The following is a 17106-nucleotide window of genomic DNA, read 5'->3' as shown; positions in this document are numbered from 1 at the left end:
AGCGACGGTCCGGTTACGACTCCCGGCGCCACAACAGCTCACAGACCCGGTCGATGGCGGCCCGCAGATGCCGCTTGTACGTGCTGGCCGGCAGGCCGAGCCGGTCCGCCGCCGCCTCCTGGGTGGTCGGCCCGGCGAGGTAGGTGGCGGACAGCACCCGGTACAGCTTGGCGTCGCGGGGGTCGTGCCGCAGCGACTCCGCCGTGTCGGTCAACAGCGTCCGCAGCGTGTCCACCGGGTCCCGGACGCTTGCCTGATCGGCGTCGGAGCCACCCCCGGGGTCGACCACCAGCCGGCTGCCGGTCAGCGGGTTGGCCCGCAGCGCCGACCCGTCGTGCAGCCGTCGCAGCGCCGACCGGACCGCCGCGTCGAAGTCGGGCCGGGACAGCACCGTATGGACCGGGGTCGCGACAGTGGTGGTCGCGGCCGTCGAGGACCGGACCGGCGCGGCGGTCAGCGGCCACGCGGTCACCCGGGCCGCCCACACATCCACCGGGACCGCCCGCCAGTCGTGCGCGTACAGGTCGTACGCTCGGCCGTCCACCACCGGCCGGGGCCGGACCGGCTGGTGGTCGATGAACTCCGCCACCCCGACCGCCTCGTCCGCCAGCGTGAGGAACGACCAGGCGAGACGCTCCGAGCGGATCCACCACTGAAGGGTCCGGACGTGCATCAGATTCCGGACCGCGGAGCGCCGCCGCGCCGCCAGCGGGTAGCTGAACCGGGTGAGCAGGATGTGTTCGCCGGCCCGTGGCTGCGCGGCTGCGGCATGCCGCCACACCGCCGCGACCACCGGGTCGGCGGCGACCTCGTCCGGATCCGGACCGGTCAGCCGCAGCGTCACCTGGAACCCGGCGATGGCCCCGTCGTGCGAGCGCCGGTACACGTCGAACGCCTCCGGCTGGCGGTCCAGCCAGAAGCCGACCAGATCGTCGGCGCCGTCGCCGGATTCCCGCACGATCCGTCGCAGGGTGGCGTGGTCGCCGGGTGCCATCCGGTCCGGGTAGACCGCGCCGCCGCCGTGGCGCAGCGCGAACGGCGCCATCACGGCGGTGTCCTGCAGGATGTGGTACAGCGAGCGGACCGCCGGTAGGACGGCATCGCCGCTGGCGGCCCGTGCCCGGTGCAGCAGGTGGGCCGCCACCCGGGCGTGCATCACCTGGTAGCCGTGCGGGTCCCGCCAGCGCAGATCCGTGTCCAGCACACTGCGTACCACGTCGTGCGGGACGACCCCATCACGGTCACTTTGGACGAATGGTAGCCGGCGCAGCCAGGCGAACAGCTCCGCCGCCGCCTCGCCGACCACCGAACGCAGCAGGTCCTCGGTGGTGGTCAGCGCGTGTGAGCAGGTCTCCAGCGCGAGCCGGTGTCGCGCCGACGGCAGCTCGCCGACCAGATGGTGCAGCAGGGTCGCGACGACGTCCGGGGTCGGCGTCCAGGTGGCGGCGGCCCGGCGGTCACCGACGGCGACCGCGGCGGAGAGGTTGAGCGCGAGCGGATGGCCGCCGGCGAAACGCAGCACCGCGTCCCAGAGTTCACGTGGTACGCCGCGCCGGTCCAGCAGCTCGGTCGCCGCGGCCGGTGGCAGGCCGCTGAGGCTCTCGACCCGCAGTACGCCGGACCAGCCGAGGTCGGCCTGCCACTCGCAGTCCGGTGCCTGCCGGCTGGCGACCACCACGACGACCCCGTCCGGGATGCGCGGCAGGAACCGGTCCCGCAACCAGCCTTCCAGGCCCTGGCAGCGTTCGAACGTGTCGACGAGCAGGACGGCCGGCGCACCGCTGAGCGCGGCGTAGGCTGCTGCGGTGAATCCGGCCGGGGACGGGTCGATGCCGGCACCGTCGACCTGGACGACGATCCGGCCGGCGTCGCGGGCGAGGGCCGAGAACCGACGCAGCAACATGGACTTGCCGATGCCGCCGGGGCCGTGCACGAACCACACCGGACATCCGTCGGGCGTGCCGGCGAGCGCGGCCCGGAAGGCGTCCAGTTCGGCGGTACGGCCGACGAACGCCTCCTCGCGGGCCGTTCCCAGTCGGTTTGCCAGCCGCCCAGCCACCGCACCCCCCGTGATCTGGTCCACCCGGCATACTACGGTGGGTTACCGCCGGTGCTGAACGGCAGCCCGGCTGCTGCGTCGAGTGGTCGACCCGCTTCGCTGGCCGGTAGCAGCCCGTCGCGCCAAGTGTCCGTCTGGGTGTCCCCGACGGTCCAAATTGGCGATCAGGGCGGCCACCGGTCTGGACCGTGTTCACGCTGACTCCCCGCACTTGTCGGTCCCTGACGGCGTCGCCCGCCCGGCGGGTCGCAGCTCGTCGCCGCCGACGGCGACGGACTCGCCGGTGATCTCCAGGCGCAGCCCGTCGGCGGTCGCGGTCAGCCCCTGGTACGCCAGCCCGGCCGGCAGCTCGGGCAGTTCCCGTTCGATCCGGCGTTCGCCGAGGGCACCGGCGCCGACGGCACCGGCCAGCTGGTCGGCGGAGCGGCGCAGCCCGAATACCTCGACCTCCACCGGCTCGATCCGCAACATCCGGCCGTCGAGCACGGGTACGGCGTACACGGTCACCGGCACGGCCTGGCCGAAGCTCGTCGCTATCAGGTCGACGATCAGCTGGCCGTTGCCGCTGCCGCGAATCTGCACGTCGGCCCCGGAGAGCAGACCGCCGCCGGAGTCCGCGGCCTCGCCGTCGGACCGGTCCTCGGTCCCGCTGTCGGACCGGTTGCCGGCCAGCGCGTCCAGTCGCGTGAGGTCGACCGTGAGCGCGGCGTACAGCCGACCGATCCGGATCTCGACGGGGCCCGACCCGGTGGAGCCGGCACCGGCCGCCGCCAGGTCGCCGTCGATCTCGACGTCGGACACCTCGGCGGTGACCCCGGCGATCGGCAGGTCGCTTTCGCCGAAGCGGTCGGCGGTGACGGTGAGACCGGCGAACCGGCCCGCCAACGCCTGCGTCACGAACGGGAAGCCGTTTACGTCGACCTGCGGCGGCTCGGCCAGCCCGAGGACACAGCCGACGGCGTCGGCGAGCCGGCCGCCGACCACCCCGGCGGCGATCCGGTCCGCGACGACCAGACTCCCGGGGATCAGCAGCGCCGCGGTGAGCAGCAGCCATCCCCGTCGGTTGCGAGGTCTCCAGATGCGCATGCCCCGATCACACCCGGCCGGGGTGCAAGCCGGACGTGAGTTCGATGAGAACCCGTTAAGAACTGCCCGCACCGCTGCAACCGCACCCGCTCGTCCCGTGGTTCCGGGCGGCGGCTGAAGCTGTAGGTACTATTGTTGAGTTGTAGGCACAGTTAGGGGGTCAGGTTGAGCACCGTGTCCGTACGTGAATTCTCGTACAACCCGAGTGCCATGTTCGCCAGGGTCGAGCGTGGCGAAACGCTCGAGGTCACCCGGCACGGCACCGTGATCGCCGTGCTGCTACCTGGTTCGGCCGCCCTCAGCCGCTACTCGCCGCTGGTCGCGAAGGGCCTGATCAGACTCGCCACGACCACGACGAGCGACCTGGACCAAATCCCGCACTTCGACGTACCAGAGGACGTGTCACCGCTGGACCTGCTGCTCGAAGCCCGTGAGGACGAGGACCGTTGATCTACCTTGACTCCTCGGCTCTCGTCACCCTCGTCTCTGGCCGGTCGTACGCGCCCGAGTTGCGCGAGTACCTTGCCGATCAACCTGCGGCACCGATGGCCACGTCGACCCTCGGGTTCGTCGAGACCGTCCGTACCCTCGACACGATCGGTGACTACCCCGACATGATGTCGGATCTGCTGCGCAACTTCACCGAGATCCTGCTGACCGCCGAGGTCCGGGACGCCGCCGCGCTCATACCATCAGGTGCGCGGTCCCTGGACGCGATCCACATCGCAAGCGCCCAGGTGCTGGGCGACGCCCTGACGGTCCTGATCAGTTACGACAAGCGGATGCTGGACATCGCCCGCACGATCGGACTACCGACAGCCTGCCCCGGTCTCAGCTAGGTCGCTGGGTCGGGTACGGCGTTACTAGCCCAGGCCTGCTCGGCCGCAGCACTTCTTGTACTTGGCGCCCGACCCGCACCAGCACGGATCGTTGCGTGCCGGCGGCCAGACGATCGTGTCCTGGTCGGCGGCCAGCCTGGCGTACCGGGTTTTCACCGCTGAGTCGAGCGGCGACTCACCGATCCGCTCGGCGAACTCCGACAACCCGGCAACCGTGGCTGGCACCACGCGGATGGCCGGCACCCCGCTTTCGGCCAGGCCGCGCCAGCGACGCTCCGCCGCCGGGAAGTACACCTCGTCAGGGTCGACGTACGCGTCGGGCCACCGGCGGCGGGCCTCGGCCCGCTCGGCGCGCTGAAACACCAGCAGCCGCAACTGGTCAGGTATCCGACCCGACTCGAAGTGCTCACGCGCCTCGTCCAGGGTCGTCGGCAGTCCGGTCGGCTCGGCCATCCGCTGCGCCGGTGCCGCCGGAGCTATCTCGTCGGTGGCGTCGGCCGGCAACCCGAGCCGGCGCCGGACCTCGCGGCGGCCCCAAACCAGCACCGACGACATCTGCATCCAGCCGTTCGGCCCGCGCAGCGCCTCGAGATCGTCCGCCGTCAGGCGAGCGACGGCCCGGTCGTACCAAACCAGCGCCGCCGGCAGGTCACCGCGTTTAGCCAGCAACTCGGCGACAAGGGTGCACTGCGCCTGACCCAGGTCGGGGTCGCGGGCGAGCCGGGCCAGCTCCTCGTACGCCTCGCTGTCCGCCCCGGCCTCGAACTCGATGCCGGCCAGGTCGCATCGCGCGTAACAGCCGTCCTCGCCGCCCGCCGCGATCAGCTCGGCCAGCAGCTTGCGTGCCCGGTCGAGTTGGCCGGCCACCCGCCACGCCTCGGCCGCTTCCAGCAGGAGCTCGGCCCGCTCGTTCGGATACTTCTCCGCGTCGGCCTCAAGCGCCGCCGCCCGCGCGGCGGCCTGGTTCGCCGGTTTCGTCGCCACGGCCGGAGACCGTACCCGTTGCGCCCGCCGACGTCACCGCGACACTCCCGCCCGGCGCTGCTCGTCAACCGCAAGCCGCTACGGGGGTGCGAGGGAGCATCCTGGCAGCGGAGTCCGGTAAGTGGTACCGTATCCGGTACAAGATTGAGGAGGAGTCGTGGCGGCGGCGATCAGTGCGAGCGAGGCCCGTAAGACCCTGTTCCCGCTCATCGAGCGGGTCAACGAGGACCACACCCCGATCGAGATCGTCTCCAAGCGGGGCAACGCAGTGCTGGTGAGCAAGGAGGACTGGGATTCGATCATGGAGACGAACTACCTGCTCCGGACGCCTGCCAACGCGAATCACCTGATGGAGAGCATCGACCAGTGGCGGGCCGGGACCGCCGTCGAGCGTGACCTGGGTCTCGACGAGTGAAGCTCACCTGGACCGACAACGCCTGGTCCGACTACCTGTACTGGCAGACCCAGGACCGCAAGACGCTGAGGCGAATCAACGCCCTGATTTCCGACATCAAGCGGGACCCTGACGGGCCAGGCATCGGCAAGCCCGAGATTCTTCGGAACAACCTTGCCGGCCTGCGGTCGCGGCGCATCGACGATGAGCACCGTCTGGTGTACGCGGTCGAGCAGGGGGCAATCACTGTCATTTCATGCCGCTACCACTACGAGTGACGCCAGCGGCACCGGCCGGTCCAGCGGGGACGGTGAACCAGATGGTGGTCCCGCCGCCGGGAGTGGTGTCGGCACCGACCTCGCCACCGAGAGCCCGTACCGCGTCGGCGACGATCGCCAGCCCGAGCCCGCTGCCCTCGGTGGCGCCGCCCGCCGCGCCTACCCGGTAGAAGCGGTCGAAGACCCGTTCGGCGGCCTCCGGCGTCAGCCCCGGCCCGGTGTCCGACACCGCCACCCGCACCCGGCCGGCGGCGGCGCGCACCGACACCTCGGCGTTCGCCTCGACCGGCGTGTGCGCCCGTACGTTGGCCAGCAGGTTCGCCAGCACCCGCCGCAGCGCGTCAGTATCGCCGGCGACGAGCAGATGCGGTGGCGAATCCAGCGCGATCACCCGTTGCGGTTCGACGGCGAGCGCGTCGGCGACCGCGTCGCGGGCCAGCACGGCGATGTCGACCGGCTCGTCCTGCAACTGCGGCTCGGCGTCCAACCGGGCCAGAAACAGCAGATCGGACACCATCTTGGACATCCGGGCGGCCTCGTCGTCGAGCCGGCGCAGCACGTCCGGCCGGCGCCGCTCGTCGACCATGCCGCCGCGCAGCAGCTGGGTGTAGCCGCGGATCACGGTCAGCGGGGTGCGCAGCTCGTGCGACGCGTCCGCGACGAACGACCGCATCCGCTGTTCGGATCGCTCCCGCACGGCCAACGCGGCGAGGATCCGGTCCAGCATGCCGTTGACCGCCAGGGTCAGCCGGCCCGCTTCGGTACGCCGTACCCGTCGGGGGTCGTCGGTTATCGGCACCCGGCGGTCCAACTGCCCACCGGCGATCGCGTCGGCGGTCCGCGCGATGTCGTCCAACGGCCGCATCCGGGCCACGATCAGCATCCGGGCCAGAAACGCCAGCAGTACGGCGACCGCCACCGACACCAGCACCTCGATGCCGAGCAGCCGCGCCACGGTCTCCCGGACCGGGGCCAGCGGCAGCCCCAGCAGCACCACGCCGGGGCCGGCGTCGACGGTCACCACCCGGTACCCCCCTTCCGGCGTGGTGATGCTGGTCAGCGGGGACCGCCCGCCGGGCGGCGGGGCCGGTGCGGCGTCCAGCAGCGGGGTCGCCGGCACCGGCGCGGTCGACGCGAACCGGGTCAGCTCGCCGTCTGCGGTGCGGAACTCCACCAGGAACTCGGTGGGGCCGATCACCGCGCGTACCGTATGGTCCCGCAGGTCCCGTTCGCCGACCCGGGCGATCTGCCGGCTGCCGCTGGCGACCAGCGCGGCGGCAGTGGTGAGCTGTTCGTCGGTGCGGTTCATCAGCTGCTGGCGCATCGCGACCGCGCTGACCACGCCGGTGATCAGCAGCGCGGCGCAGGTGAGCGCCACGGTGGCGGCGATCAGCGACCCGCGCAGCGACCAGCGCGGTGCCCGCCGGGTGCGGCTGCGCGGTGCCCGCCGGGTGCGGCTGCGCGGTGCCCGCCGGGTGCGGCTGCGCGGTGCCCGCCGGGTGCGGCTGCGCGGCAGCACGGCTCACCCCTGCACGGCGGTACGCAGCGCGTAGCCGAAGCCGCGGTGGGTGACGATCAGCGGCTCACCGAGCGGGTCCAGTTTGCGGCGCAGGTAGCCGATGTAGGTGTCGACGACATTCGACTCACCACCGAAGTCGTAGCGCCACACCGCCTCCAGGATCTGACTGCGGGATAGTACCCGACCGGAGTTGAGCATCAGGTAGCGCAGCAGTTTGAACTCGGTCGGCGACAACTGCACCGGTGCGCCGGCCCGGGACACCAGCAGGGTGTCCTCGTCCAGCTCCAGGTCGGCGTAGCGCAGCACGGAGCCGGCCCGGCCGGCCGTACCAGCCGGATCGCCCGGCCCGGCGGGGCCGTCCCGGCCGGCGGGACCGTCGCGCCCGGCGGGACCGGAGCCGACCCGGCGCAGCACCGCCCGTACCCGGGCCAGCAGTTCCTCCACCGCGAACGGCTTGGTCAGGTAGTCGTCACCGCCGAGGGTTAGCCCGGAGACCAGGTCGCGGCGGGCGTCGCGGGCGGTCAGGAAGACGATGCCGAACCGGTGGCCGCGTTGCCGTAGCCGCCGGCACAGGTCGAAGCCGTCGCCGTCGGGCAGCATCACGTCGAGTACGACGAGGTCCGGTCGACCCGACTCGGCGAGCTGCTCCGCCTGCGCCACCGTGGTCGCGGAGTCGACGGCGAAACCGTGGAAGGTGAGCACGGTGACCAGCATGTCGACGATGTTCGGCTGGTCGTCGACGACCAGGATGCGCGCCGATGTGTTGCCCATGTCCGCTGATCAGATCACGCCATCATGGGAGAAGGATGAGAACCGGCGGCACCGGTCAGCCGCGGCCCGTCACAGGCAGCACCAGCAGTAGAGGTGGTCACCGGCGTCGCGGGTCCGTCGGGCGAGACCGGCGATCGCCTCGATCACCGGGACGAGCTCGTCCTCGGGCAGGGGGCCGGAGTGGATGAACTCGTCGATCCGACCCCAGCGCGCCGACAGCTCCGGCAGCTGACCGCCGGTGATCGAGGCGAGGGCGTCCCGGGTGGCGTCGTCGAGGCCGAACAGCCACGGGCCGTGCCGCTCCGGGCTCCAGATCAGTCGGCTCTGCACCAGGCTGGCCCGCCAGGGCGCGTCGCGGACGAAGCTGACGAGCTGACCGAGAGCGACCGGAGGGTCGATCCACTTGAGGTCGACGGCGTCCACGGCAACGCCGCCGGCACCGTCGATGTCGCCGCTGCCGGCAGCGCGGGCGACCGGCCCGCCGTCGAGCTCGCCCATCAGCGCGATGGCCGCGTCGTCGTCGACGGACCGGAAGTAGTCGTACAGCACACCCATGCCGGTCACCTCACCACATCGATGCGACGGGAAATCAGGCAACCGATCGCGGTACGCGGCGCGTCTGCGACGAGAGGTCGTCGCCACCGCGCGGGCTCTGGTCGCGTACCGTGCTGCGGGTGTCCGACGCCGACTTCCTGACCACCACCCGGGACTCCTACGACGCGATCGTCGGCGAGTACGCCGAGGCGGTGAAGAGCGAGCTGGACGAGTCGCCGCTGGACCGGGCCATGCTCGGCATGTTCGCCGAACTGGTGCGCTCGACGGGCAACACCGCGGTCGCCGATGTCGGCTGCGGGCCGGGCCGGGTCACCGTGCTGCTGGCCGGGCACGGACTGGACGCGTTCGGGGTCGACCTGTCCCCACGCATGATCGACCACGCCCGCCGGGCGTACCCGGGGCTGCGGTTCGAGGTCGGCTCGATGCTCGATCTGGATCTGCCCGACGGTGGGCTCGGCGGGTTGCTCGCCTTCTTCTCGATCATCCATTTGCCGTGGCAGCGGCGGTCGCAGGCGTTCGCCGAGTTCCATCGGGTGCTGGTGCCGGGCGGCTACCTGATGTTGGCCTTCCAGATCGGCGACCACGTTCGGCACCGGGAGGAGTTCGAGGGTAAGCGGATTGACCTGAGCTTCCACCGGCAGCGGCCGGCTGAGGTGGCGCGGTTGCTGACCGGAGCCGGTTTCCAGGTCCTGGTGACCGTCGAGCAGACTGCGCCAGCGCCGGACCGGCCGCCGCTGGGCATGCTGGTCGCCCGCAAACTCTGACCGGTGGGGACGATGTCCAGCTGGTCGCCGTCCAACTTGTCTGCTGAGCCTCGACGCCGGCAGCCCAGTGGCGGTGAAGGGGGCCGAGTTGTTCGGGCGCTACGGGGCAGCGTGTGCATCGCCTCTCCCCGCGCCTGTCGGTACGCATCGAGTGGAGGGTCCAGGCACGTAATTCATCGGGGATGACGTGCCCGGACCCTCCACTCGACAACGTGCCGGGCGTGACAGCCCGACGCACGCCGGGCTCGGCGGCGAATGGTGGGGCATGATTGGATCGGGTGGGACATCCAGGCCGCCGCACTTCCGACCGGAACGACGGCTGGGGCAGCGGTCGACTGGAGGCCGCCGAACCGCCAGAGGGCTTCCCCGCCGGCGAAGTCGCCCACTAAGCGTCCGCCCAGACCGTGTCACCCGGCGAGTACGCCGTCGAAATCCTGGTCGAGCAGGACGTGGTGCTCGGCGCGGGAGTCGGCGTACGTCCCGAGCCGGTCAGCTTTCCGTGACGCGTGGCTCGCGGCATGTGCGGATGTTCAGGGGAAGGGCGATCGTCTGGCAATGTTGGCCGGGTGCATCTGACGGAAGAGTTCGAGTGGCGCGGACGTGAGGTCCGATGGTGTCGGACGGGTTCTGGGCCCGACGTCGTGTTCTGCCATGGGACGCCGTGGTCCTCGCAGTTGTGGGGCTCCTACGCCGAGGCTCTGAGCGCCCAGTTCACGGTTCACCTGTGGGATATGCCCGGTTACGGGCAGTCCTCAAAGTTCCCAGATCACCGGGTGTCTCTGGACGTCCAGGGTGAGTTACTGGCTGACCTCGTCTCGCATTGGGAGCTGCCGTCCCCGCATGTCGTAGCTCACGACTACGGCGGCGCCGTCGCGTTGAGGGCCCTTCTCTTGCATGGCTGTTCGTTCGCGTCGTTGGCGCTCGTCGACGTGGTGGCGCTGGCTCCCTGGGGGTCGGACTTCTTCCGGCTTGTGCGCGACAACGCCGAAGCTTTCAGCGCGCTGCCGAAGGCCGTCCACGAAGGAGCGCTCCGGGCCTACATCGCAGGAGCTAGTCACATGGGCCTGAGGCCTAGCCAGTTGCAGGACCTCGTTTCTCCCTGGCTGGACACCGACGGGCAAGCCGCGTTCTACCGACAGATCGCCCAGGCGGACCAGACCTATACGGACGAGATTCAGGGTCTCTACCCGCGTCTGGACCTGCCCGTTCTGGTGGTGTGGGGCAAGAACGACACGTGGATCCCTGTCGACCGTGCTCACCTACTGACAGAACTCATCCCGGGCGCTCAACTCGAGCTGATCGATGGGGCGGGTCACCTGGTCCAGCTTGACCAGCCCGTACAACTGGCCACGACGTTGCACGGTTGGCTCACCTCTCAGGCCACGAGGACTTGATGCGGTTCAACATCCGCTCATCGGCACGACAGCACACCGATCGTTGTGACGCATCGTGACGCTCGGATCGCGGAAGATGTGCGCATACAGTCATGGGCGGTAGAGACAGCCCTCCGCAGCGGAATCGCCGCCGCCTTGCTCGCCGCACACCTGCGCTGGTTTGGGGATTCCCCGGCGAACGAGACGACGGGAAGTCTACGGCTCAACAGACTAGATCGCGCCAGAACTCGACGCTTGCCTTCGGCTCCCACGGAGTTTCGCTTACGCCAACGTTACCGAACTCCCAGTCGACGTAGTCTGCCAGATGCAACCCGTAGTAGATGATGTCGGTCTGCCACATCGAAAGCATCGGGTGGCCGAAGGCCCCGGACTCACCAGGGAGATACCGGTGCCCATACACCGGTACCATCTTCGGAACCTGCGTCAGCGAGCGCGTCGCTGTCGCCAATGCCGATGCGGTGCCGCTTGGCCTTGAACCCCAGCTGCTGTGCCAGAAGCCGTTGTTCTCGACGTCGAACAGCACCCCTTCGCAGGGCCAGTACAGCAGGCTGCGCAGCTTGTCACGGTCCCCGTTACGCCAGTTCGGCCACGGCTTCGGGTGTGTGTAGATCACGCCCGGCTCGCGCGGCTCGGGGCGGGTGTTCACCGGTAGTCCTGCGGACAGAAAGGCTCGATGGTCAACGGCGAAACGGAACCCGAATTCTTGCTCGATCCGGTCGAGTTCCGAGTCGGTCAGCCCGGGGTCGACCGCACAGACGGATCTGAGCCGTAGCCGCCGCATCGCTTCCTGGCCAAGACGGCGGCCATCCTCAGCATGTTGATCGAGCCCTACTACCACGACGCGAAACTCTACCCCGTGCACGCGCCCTGGATCGGTGCCGTCGTCATCGCGCCGAGGTGCTGACGTCGGTAACAGCCGAACGCACTCGACACTTTGGCCATGTACACGCAAAGTGACGCCTGATCGGCGGCATGAGCGAAGCGACAGGTTGATCGCCGACGCAGCGCCCGCCTCCGACCGACCGGACGGCGCTCGACCTGCTGCATGCCCCACCGAGGGCGCACGCATCGCGACGACTCAATCGCGGCAGATCAGTTCGTTGCCTCACAAGCTTCTCAAGGGTGTCGGCCAGCTCGGACACGTCACGACGCCCATCGAGCTCGGTCGTGGCGCCGCGTCGCAGACGAGGCTCGACGGTCCGACATACCCGTCACCAGGACCCTCGCCACGCACGCATGATATCGATCATAAGCAGCACCTCATGCTCAGGAGCACCTCGCGGCCAGATGCGGCGCAGGATGCGGCTTCGCGGCATGAGCGGATCTCGCTGTACCGCCCCGACACCTTCAACCGCCGGGGCGGCCCGTGGCGGCAGGTTCAGATTCGGACGCCGCGATCGGCGACATTGCTTCGAGCGGAGGGCTCAGGCACGTTACTCGCCCGAATAACGTGCCTGAGCCCTCCACTCGACGGCGGACCGAGACTCGACGGACCGAGGTGCGCGCTTCTCGGCATGAGCGCGCGCTGGTGCCCGCCCGATCCGGAAACAGCTGATGCGTGCCAGGAGGCTCGGCCGGCCGCCCGTCCCAAGTTGTACGGAATCTCGGCGGCGAGTGCGGCCGCTCGGACGTGCTGAGGGCCGACGCCCTGCACGTCGAGTGGCGGATGCATCCGGCGGATAGGTCAGCGCTGATGCGCGCCGGCTCTGCGTCCTCCTCCAGGGAGGCCGGTGTCGGGTTGGTCAGGGTCGGGTGGTGGCGGCCTGGTCGACGAAGGTGGACCAGGCGGTGGGGGTGAAGGTGAGGGTGCCGCCGGTGCGGTTCTTGCTGTCGCGGACCAGCACCCGGCCCGGCAGGTTGTCGGCGACCTCGACGCAGTTACCGCCGTTGCTGTTGCTGCGGCTGGCGGTGCGCCACGCTGGCTCGGTCATAGCTCCTCTGCCATCCTCGCGATCAGGTCTCGGGACATGTCTTGGGGTAATGCCACCGAGCGTATCGCCTCCCAGGCGTTGACGAAGGCGGCGACCTTGGCCGGCTCCTCGTAGGTGCGGCCGTCCACCGGGTTCTCCGCGTAGGCCACCGTCGCCCCGCCCGGCAGCGTGGCTAGCGCGAAATTGCCCAGCTGGCCGATGTAGAGCCCGGCGTCGACCGGCACCACGTGCAGCAGCACCCGGTCGCGCCGCGACATGTCGACCAGGTGCAGCAGCTGCTCCTTCATCATCACCGGGTCGCCCCGGCGTAGCGCCGCCTCGTCGACGATGAACGAGGTGACCGGCGGCGTCCGGCGGTCGAAGACGGCCACCTGGCGAGCCAGCCGGTGGGCCAGGCGCTGCTCGGCCACCTCCGGCGGGTGCAGACCGACGGCGAGCACCGCGCGGGCGTACGCCTCGGTCTGCAACAGCCCGGGGACGTAGGTCGACTCGTACCCGCGCAGCATCTCGGCCTGGGCCTCGTACTCCGGCCACGGCTGAAACCAGTCCGGCGGCACGGCGTTGCGGGCGTCTGCGGCGGTCTCCTGCACCAGGGTGCCGCTGCCGAAGACATCGTCGATCTGCTCGGCGGTGTCCGGCAGGGGGATCTGCCGGGCCGTCTCGAACTTGGCGATAAGCGAGGTGGAGACGCTCAGCCGTTGCGCCAACTGCTCCTGGGTCATGCCTCCGTTGAGCGTGCGGAGGAACTTGAGAGTGCGAGGAACCCCGTTGCTGCTCACGAATTACCGGTCCTTCCCGATTCAAGATCGAAATTTCGGAACGGGTTCTGTTGGTGGGAATCCTTCCACTGCTGGCGCTGCGGGTCCAGGGTGGATCTGCTGACAGCAGAAAAATCGGGAGGGATTCGATGATCAATAAGGTGGTAGCCGCCGGGGCGGACCCGGACGACGACCCGGTGTTGCGGCACGCAAGGGAGACCGCCGAGAAGCATCTGCCGAGGCGGATCGGCGAATGCCCGACGTGCGGATCGGTGGCGTTCTGCGCACCGTTCACCATGGCCCTGGCGATCCTCGACCGGCGCGACGTGCCGCGAGCACGGCGGATCCGGACCGTCCTCACCGTCGCCGGCCTGTCGCCGCCGGAGTTCCCGCACCCGCCGGAGAGCAGCGACGACGGCCGGAGCGGCAACGGCGGCGGGTGGTGCGAAATTGTCCGGTGAACCGTTGATCAAGGTCGGCGACGTGCTGCGGCTGCGCGCCGAAGACTGGGCATTCGGCAACGGCCCGGTGGCGATCCGGGTGTCACATCTGCGGCACGGTCACGACATTCCACACGTGACCATGATCGCGGTGATGGGCACCTTCGTCAGCGGCCCCCGCGCCGGCCAGATGATGCTGCTGTCGGTGTTCAAACACGCCTTGCGGCGGCCCGGCGTCGTCGAACGTGACGGCCGTACCCCCGAATCTCGCTCCTGACCAGAAACACCCTGACAGCGATCCCGTCGAAATGCGAAAGGCGGTTCCACCGTGCGCAGGCTTCTCCACCTCGTCCTGTTCCCCCGGCGTACCCGGCGGCAGTCCCGGCCGCACACCCGCAACGCCGGCACCCGCCACTACCGCGCTGCGGCCCGGCCGTCGATCAGCCCCGGGCTGGTCCGCGACCGCCAGTTCCTGGACCGCACCCGGCGCGGTCTCGACCCGGCCGAGGTACGCGCCTTCCTGCACCTGGTCGCCGACGAACTGGCCGCGGTGCGGGCCGAGCTGGCGATGACCCGCGACGAGAACGTACGGATCAAGCAGGCGCTGCGGGACTGGCAGTCGCGGCAGTTCCAGGCCCGGATGCCGGCGTAGGCCGTCGGCCTGTGACCACGAAGGGAGCCACGATGGTCCACCACACCGGGGCCAGGGCCGGGACCGGGACCGCCGCTTGGGCCGACGCCGCAATGACGCTGCCGTTGCCGGCGGTGCACCTGCGGAGACCGTTGCTGGCCGACGAGTTCTTCCTGCTGGCGCAGGACGCGGTGACCGGTCGGCTGCGGCTGCCGGACCGGGCGGTCGGGTTCGGTCTGGCCGCCGCGCTGCTGGTGGACCTGGTCGACGCCGGGGCGTTGCGGGTGCGCGACGGCCGGCTCTGGCTTGCGGCGCGGCACGTGCCGGTGGACGCGCTCGGCGGCTGGATCCTGCGTTGGATGGCCGCCGAGCCGGGGTACCGGCGGGTGGGCACCTGGTTGGCGCTGCTGGCACCCGGCGCTCATCAGCAGGTCGCGCGGCGGCTGGTCGCGGCGGGCGTGGTGCGGCGCCGGACGGTACGCCGCCTGCTGGCCACCGCCGTGCGCCATGTGCCGGTCGACCCGAACCGGGCCGGGTGGGCGTGGGCCCGGCTGACCGTACGGCTGCAGCGCGGCGAGCCGTTGCCCGACCTGGAGGCCCGGCTAGCCGGGCTCTGCCTGGTCACCGGGCTGGACGACGCCCTGCTCACCGGTCTCCCGGCGGCGGCCCGTCGGCACCTGCACCGGGAGACCTCCGGACGACTGCCGACCGAGGTCGGCGAGCTGTTCACCATTGCCCGGAATCGCCTCGACGGCGCATCCCACCGCCGCCGGAGCGGCCGATGGCGTCGCGGACCAGCGGGCTGAGCGCTCCACCGACCTGCTGCGCACGTCGCTATGCAGGAACTGCATGACGACTAGGCTGTTGGCATGCTTCCGGATCTGGACCTGCGGCTGGTCCGGTACTTCACCGTGGTCGCCGAGCAGCTGAACTTCGCGCGCGCCGCGGAGCAGCTCCGGGTCGCGCAGCCGTCGCTGAGCCGACAGATCCAGCGGCTGGAGGACGCTCTCGGCGTACGCCTGCTGGAACGCACCAGCCAGGGCAGCCGGCTCACCGCCGCCGGTTCGGCGTTCCTGCCCCGCGCCGAGCAGCTACTGCACGGTGCCGGACAGGCGGTGCTCGCCGCGCGGGCGGCGGCACCGGAGCGCACCATCACCATCGGGTACGTCGATGATCTGATCGTCACCCCCGCCGTACGCGACCTGCGCCACCGGTTTCCCGACGCCCACGTCCGCACCCGCCACCTCGACACCCGGGATGCCGACGCACTGCTGCGCCGGCAGGCCGACGCCCTGGTCATCCGTACGCCGCTGCCGGTTCCGGCCGACGACCTCGACGTGGCGGTCCTCTACGACGAACCCCGGGTCCTGGTCGTGCCCGCCGCGCACCGGCTGGCCGGCAAGGAGTCGGTGACCGCCGCGGACATCGCCGCGGAGCCGCTGGTCGGCTGCACCGGCATGGGCGCCGACTGGACCGGCTTCTGGCGGCTGGAGCCCCGCCCGGACGGCAGTCCCGCCCAGCTCGGTCCCACGCTGGCCGACACCTACGACGACAAGCTCGAAGCCATCGCCGACGGCAGCGCCATCGCCGTCGTCCCGGCCGGTGACCGGCGGTTCAGCCTACGTCCGGACCTGGTCACCGTTGCCATCCACGAGGTCGAGCCCTGCCAGGTCGCCGTGGTCACCCGCGCCGGGGACGCCAACCCGTTGGTCGCGGAGTTCGTCCGCTCTGCTGAGCGGCACCTCGTTGGCTGACCCTGGGTCCCGATCGTCATGCGCCTGTTGCATGACGGGGTGCGAAACAGGTCTTGGACACGGCCGCCGGCAGGACGTTGGCTGGTCGTATGCCTGTCGACTACCGCTCACAGACCGTTCTGCTCACCGGGGCGAGCTCCGGGATCGGTGCCGCCTTCGCCAGGGCGCTGGCCGTACGCGGCGCGAACCTCGTGCTGGTCGCGCGGCGCGCCGACCGGTTAGCGTCGATCGCGGACGAGCTGCGCCGCACTGCTGATGTACGAATCGAGGTCGTCCCCGCGGACCTGTCCAGTCCCGCTGCGCCGACCGAGATCCGCCGAGTGGTCGCCGACCGGGGCGTCGAGGTGACAAGCCTGATAAACAATGCCGCGATCGGCTCTTTCGCCCTGTTTGCCGATGTGGATCCGAGTCAGTCGACCGCCGAGGTCGCCGTTGACGTGATGGCACCGGTCGCGCTGACAGCGGCCTTCATGCCGCAGCTGACGGGTGCCGGCAACGGCTTCATCATCAACCTCGCCAGCGTGTCCGCGTACTTCCCGACTCCCCGGATGGCCGTCTACAGTGCCGCCAAGGCGTTCATGCTCAGCTTCACTGAATCACTATGGACGGAGCTGCGAGGCACCGGCCTGACGGTGTTCGCTGTCGCCCCCGGAGCCACCGGCACCGATTTCACGGCCGGGATGGGTCCGGACGCGGCGGTGCTGACCGCAGGGAAGGTGCGGGCTGCAGAGGACGTCGTCGCGACCGCGCTGCGCCACCTTGAGCTCCGGGATCCGGGCCCGATCGTCGTTGACGGCGGTGGCAACCGGCTCGGCGTGCTCGTGAGCCGATTCGTGAGTCGGCGCCGGGCCGCCCTGATGATGGCCCGCGTCTTCGACCCCGCTCGCCGGCCCCCGTCTCGCACGCCCGGTTGACGTGGGTGAGGGCGTTGCTGGGAGCAGACCGTAGC

General features: G+C 70.4%; 22 protein-coding genes. 13 read left to right on the top strand and 9 right to left on the bottom strand.

Annotated features, from left to right (window positions below; all coding sequences use genetic code 11):
* Window positions 1-13: 13 nt before the first annotated feature.
* Complete coding sequence (locus O7553_RS25605; RefSeq protein WP_281552143.1) at window positions 14-2083, bottom strand: AAA family ATPase; 2070 nt, start codon at window positions 2081-2083, stop codon at window positions 14-16.
* A 168-nt stretch (window positions 2084-2251) separates the two neighbouring features.
* Window positions 2252-3145, bottom strand: a complete 894-nt coding sequence (locus O7553_RS25600; RefSeq protein ID WP_281552142.1) for a DUF2993 domain-containing protein — start codon at window positions 3143-3145, stop codon at window positions 2252-2254.
* Between the two features lie 174 nt (window positions 3146-3319).
* Here O7553_RS25600 and O7553_RS25595 point away from each other — a divergent pair, with 174 nt between their 5' ends.
* Window positions 3320-3595: a hypothetical protein gene (locus O7553_RS25595; protein ID WP_281552141.1), complete on the top strand. Its 276-nt coding sequence runs from the start codon at window positions 3320-3322 to the stop codon at window positions 3593-3595.
* The gene (locus tag O7553_RS25590) at window positions 3592-3984 is read left to right on the top strand and encodes a type II toxin-antitoxin system VapC family toxin (protein WP_281552140.1); all 393 of its coding nucleotides are present in this window, start codon (window positions 3592-3594) and stop codon (window positions 3982-3984) included. Before O7553_RS25595 ends, O7553_RS25590 begins: the two co-directional genes overlap by 4 nt.
* Before the next feature lie 24 nt (window positions 3985-4008).
* On the opposite strand, the gene O7553_RS25585 is transcribed toward O7553_RS25590, so the two are convergent.
* Window positions 4009-4968, bottom strand: coding sequence for an SEC-C metal-binding domain-containing protein (locus O7553_RS25585; RefSeq protein ID WP_281552139.1), 960 nt, complete (start codon window positions 4966-4968; stop codon window positions 4009-4011).
* A 157-nt stretch (window positions 4969-5125) separates the two neighbouring features.
* Between O7553_RS25585 and O7553_RS25580 the strand changes: the two genes are divergently transcribed.
* Together O7553_RS25580 and O7553_RS25575 are read left to right on the top strand one after the other, a co-directional pair.
* Window positions 5126-5383 (top strand): type II toxin-antitoxin system prevent-host-death family antitoxin, encoded by a 258-nt coding sequence (locus tag O7553_RS25580; protein WP_278173223.1) that lies wholly within the window; start codon window positions 5126-5128, stop codon window positions 5381-5383.
* Window positions 5380-5640, top strand: coding sequence for a Txe/YoeB family addiction module toxin (locus O7553_RS25575; RefSeq protein ID WP_281552138.1), 261 nt, complete (start codon window positions 5380-5382; stop codon window positions 5638-5640). The genes O7553_RS25580 and O7553_RS25575 overlap by 4 nt, the downstream gene beginning before the upstream one ends.
* Here the strand turns inward: O7553_RS25575 and O7553_RS25570 are convergent.
* Entirely contained in the window at window positions 5612-7018 is a 1407-nt protein-coding gene (locus O7553_RS25570) for a HAMP domain-containing sensor histidine kinase (protein ID WP_281552137.1), read from the bottom strand. The genes O7553_RS25575 and O7553_RS25570 overlap by 29 nt on opposite strands.
* Between O7553_RS25570 and O7553_RS25565 the strand changes: the two genes are divergently transcribed.
* Window positions 7008-7193 (top strand): hypothetical protein, encoded by a 186-nt coding sequence (locus tag O7553_RS25565; RefSeq protein WP_281552136.1) that lies wholly within the window; start codon window positions 7008-7010, stop codon window positions 7191-7193. The genes O7553_RS25570 and O7553_RS25565 overlap by 11 nt on opposite strands.
* Here the strand turns inward: O7553_RS25565 and O7553_RS25560 are convergent.
* Together O7553_RS25560 and O7553_RS25555 are read right to left on the bottom strand one after the other, a co-directional pair.
* Window positions 7163-7930, bottom strand: a complete 768-nt coding sequence (locus tag O7553_RS25560; RefSeq protein WP_281552135.1) for a response regulator transcription factor — start codon at window positions 7928-7930, stop codon at window positions 7163-7165. The two genes, O7553_RS25565 and O7553_RS25560, sit on opposite strands and share 31 nt — an antisense overlap.
* Window positions 7931-7999: 69 nt before the next feature.
* Window positions 8000-8485: a hypothetical protein gene (locus O7553_RS25555; RefSeq protein WP_281552134.1), complete on the bottom strand. Its 486-nt coding sequence runs from the start codon at window positions 8483-8485 to the stop codon at window positions 8000-8002.
* A 119-nt stretch (window positions 8486-8604) separates the two neighbouring features.
* Here O7553_RS25555 and O7553_RS25550 point away from each other — a divergent pair, with 119 nt between their 5' ends.
* Together O7553_RS25550 and O7553_RS25545 are read left to right on the top strand one after the other, a co-directional pair.
* Entirely contained in the window at window positions 8605-9249 is a 645-nt protein-coding gene (locus O7553_RS25550) for a class I SAM-dependent methyltransferase (RefSeq protein ID WP_281552133.1), read from the top strand.
* Window positions 9250-9890: 641 nt separating this feature from the next.
* A complete protein-coding gene (locus O7553_RS25545; protein ID WP_281555752.1) occupies window positions 9891-10643 on the top strand; it encodes an alpha/beta hydrolase in 753 nt (250 codons plus the stop codon).
* A 202-nt stretch (window positions 10644-10845) separates the two neighbouring features.
* Here O7553_RS25545 and O7553_RS25540 read toward each other — a convergent pair whose 3' ends face one another.
* The 3 genes from O7553_RS25540 to O7553_RS25530 all read right to left on the bottom strand — a co-directional run bounded on the left by O7553_RS25540 (window position 10846) and on the right by O7553_RS25530 (window position 13353).
* Entirely contained in the window at window positions 10846-11424 is a 579-nt protein-coding gene (locus O7553_RS25540; RefSeq protein WP_281555751.1) for a hypothetical protein, read from the bottom strand.
* A 961-nt stretch (window positions 11425-12385) separates the two neighbouring features.
* On the bottom strand, window positions 12386-12574 hold the full coding sequence (locus tag O7553_RS25535; RefSeq protein ID WP_281552132.1) for a DUF397 domain-containing protein: 189 nt from the start codon (window positions 12572-12574) through the stop codon (window positions 12386-12388).
* Complete coding sequence (locus tag O7553_RS25530) at window positions 12571-13353, bottom strand: helix-turn-helix transcriptional regulator (protein WP_281552131.1); 783 nt, start codon at window positions 13351-13353, stop codon at window positions 12571-12573. The genes O7553_RS25535 and O7553_RS25530 overlap by 4 nt, the downstream gene beginning before the upstream one ends.
* Before the next feature lie 128 nt (window positions 13354-13481).
* On the opposite strand from O7553_RS25530, the gene O7553_RS25525 reads away from it, so the two are divergent.
* The 6 genes from O7553_RS25525 to O7553_RS25500 all read left to right on the top strand — a co-directional run bounded on the left by O7553_RS25525 (window position 13482) and on the right by O7553_RS25500 (window position 17071).
* Window positions 13482-13793 carry a hypothetical protein gene (locus O7553_RS25525; protein ID WP_281552130.1) on the top strand — a complete coding sequence of 104 codons (312 nt, stop codon included), beginning with the start codon at window positions 13482-13484 and terminating at the stop codon, window positions 13791-13793.
* A complete protein-coding gene (locus O7553_RS25520) occupies window positions 13783-14049 on the top strand; it encodes a hypothetical protein (RefSeq protein WP_281552129.1) in 267 nt (88 codons plus the stop codon). The genes O7553_RS25525 and O7553_RS25520 overlap by 11 nt, the downstream gene beginning before the upstream one ends.
* A gap of 75 nt (window positions 14050-14124) precedes the next feature.
* Window positions 14125-14424: a DivIVA domain-containing protein gene (locus O7553_RS25515; protein ID WP_281555750.1), complete on the top strand. Its 300-nt coding sequence runs from the start codon at window positions 14125-14127 to the stop codon at window positions 14422-14424.
* An 11-nt stretch (window positions 14425-14435) separates the two neighbouring features.
* Complete coding sequence (locus O7553_RS25510; RefSeq protein ID WP_281552128.1) at window positions 14436-15209, top strand: GPP34 family phosphoprotein; 774 nt, start codon at window positions 14436-14438, stop codon at window positions 15207-15209.
* Window positions 15210-15272: 63 nt separating this feature from the next.
* Window positions 15273-16157 carry a LysR family transcriptional regulator gene (locus tag O7553_RS25505; protein WP_281552127.1) on the top strand — a complete coding sequence of 295 codons (885 nt, stop codon included), beginning with the start codon at window positions 15273-15275 and terminating at the stop codon, window positions 16155-16157.
* Between the two features lie 89 nt (window positions 16158-16246).
* Window positions 16247-17071: an SDR family NAD(P)-dependent oxidoreductase gene (locus O7553_RS25500; RefSeq protein ID WP_281552126.1), complete on the top strand. Its 825-nt coding sequence runs from the start codon at window positions 16247-16249 to the stop codon at window positions 17069-17071.
* Window positions 17072-17106 lie beyond the last annotated feature (35 nt).

Source organism: Solwaraspora sp. WMMA2059, assembly GCF_027497315.1.
In the GTDB taxonomy this organism is placed as follows: domain Bacteria; phylum Actinomycetota; class Actinomycetes; order Mycobacteriales; family Micromonosporaceae; genus Micromonospora_E.
This window is presented reverse-complemented; position numbering and strand designations above follow the sequence as displayed.

What these genes read in the sequence shown, in the direction of transcription:
- O7553_RS25500 (WP_281552126.1), top strand. Translation starts at nt 16,247, where the DNA reads ATGCCTGTCGACTACCGCTCACAGACCGTTCTGCTCACCGGGGCGAGC.
- O7553_RS25540 (WP_281555751.1), bottom strand. Translation starts at nt 11,424, where the DNA reads ATGCGGCGGCTACGGCTCAGATCCGTCTGTGCGGTCGACCCCGGGCTG.
- O7553_RS25505 (WP_281552127.1), top strand. Translation starts at nt 15,273, where the DNA reads ATGCTTCCGGATCTGGACCTGCGGCTGGTCCGGTACTTCACCGTGGTC.
- O7553_RS25525 (WP_281552130.1), top strand. Translation starts at nt 13,482, where the DNA reads ATGATCAATAAGGTGGTAGCCGCCGGGGCGGACCCGGACGACGACCCG.
- O7553_RS25600 (WP_281552142.1), bottom strand. Translation starts at nt 3,145, where the DNA reads ATGCGCATCTGGAGACCTCGCAACCGACGGGGATGGCTGCTGCTCACC.
- O7553_RS25555 (WP_281552134.1), bottom strand. Translation starts at nt 8,485, where the DNA reads ATGGGTGTGCTGTACGACTACTTCCGGTCCGTCGACGACGACGCGGCC.
- O7553_RS25560 (WP_281552135.1), bottom strand. Translation starts at nt 7,930, where the DNA reads ATGGGCAACACATCGGCGCGCATCCTGGTCGTCGACGACCAGCCGAAC.
- O7553_RS25535 (WP_281552132.1), bottom strand. Translation starts at nt 12,574, where the DNA reads ATGACCGAGCCAGCGTGGCGCACCGCCAGCCGCAGCAACAGCAACGGC.